Source organism: Acidovorax sp. KPB24-03 (assembly GCF_057546605.1).
In genome coordinates this window covers 1-1,087 of record NZ_BAAJYR010000730.1, presented here as the reverse complement: position 1 = coordinate 1,087, position 1,087 = coordinate 1, and the positions used below count along the sequence as shown (strand labels likewise).

Below are 1,087 nucleotides of genomic sequence, written 5' to 3'. Positions count from 1 at the left end.
GATCTCGTCGAGCAGCAGCACCCCGCCATCGGCTGCGCGAAAGCACCCGGGCCGCTCGGTGGCCGCGCCGGTGAAGGCTCCTTTCACATGGCCGAACAGCTCGCTTTCCAGCAACTCCTTCGGAATCGCCGCGCAGTTCACCGCCACGAACGGGCCCGCCGCGCGCGTGGAATGCCGGTGCAGGGCACGCGCCACCAGCTCCTTGCCGGTGCCGGTCTCGCCCTCGATCAGCACCGGGGCATCGCTCGCGGCGGCCATGCCGATGCGCTTGTGCACCTCGCGCATGGCTTCGCTGATGCCGATGAGCTCGCCGTCCTCCTGTGCATCGGGCGGCGGCGCGGGTGCGGCGGCCGTGGCACCGGCGTCGGCCTCGGAGCGCAGGGCGCGCTCCAGCACCTCCACCACGGCCGCGCGGCTCACGGGCTTGGTCAGGTGGTCGAACGCCCCCAGGCGCATGGCCTCGATGGTGCCCGAGCCGCTGGCGTAGGCGGTGAGCACCAGCACGGGCGGCAGCCGGGCCATGCGCGCGGCCAGCCCCTGCAGCGTTTGCAGCCCGTCCATGCCGGGCATGCGCTGGTCCAGGAAGATGGCGCTGTAGCGGTGGCTCTCCACCCGGCGCAGTGCCTCGGCCCCGCCACTGGCGCCGTGCACTTCATGGCCCAGGCTCTGCAGGGTTTCGACCAGCGATTCGCGGAAGGCCGCGTCGTCATCGACGACTAAGAGGCGCGCCATGGCAGCTCCAGGATGAAACGGGCGCCGCCGCCCTCGCGGGGCGCATAGTGCAGGTCGCCGCCATGGGCCAGCGCCACTTCGCGCGCCAGGGCCAGGCCCAGGCCGTTGCCGTCGGCGCGGCCGGTGGCGAAGGGCTCGAACAGTTGTGCCCGCAGGTCTTCGGGCACGCCGGGGCCGTCGTCCTCCACCGTCAGCGTGCACACGGTGCGCGCCGCATCCACCTGCGCCGACAGCACGGCCTCGCCGCCGGCCGGCGCATGGCGCACGGCGTTGTCCAGCAGGTTGTCGATGGCGCGTGCCGCGTGCACGGGGTCGAACACGGCGTCGGCGGGGGGCCTCGCCGCGCAGCGCCAGT

The 1,087-nt window shown here is 73.4% G+C and carries 2 protein-coding genes; both read right to left on the bottom strand.

What is annotated here, in order from left to right; all coding sequences use genetic code 11:
- A partial coding sequence (locus AC27KI_RS25575; RefSeq protein ID WP_487116610.1) for a sigma-54-dependent transcriptional regulator occupies positions 1-732 on the bottom strand: 732 nt, incomplete at its 3' end.
- Positions 717-1,087: sensor histidine kinase (locus AC27KI_RS25570; protein ID WP_487116608.1), on the bottom strand; the 371-nt coding region annotated here is incomplete at its 5' end. The genes AC27KI_RS25575 and AC27KI_RS25570, both read right to left, overlap by 16 nt.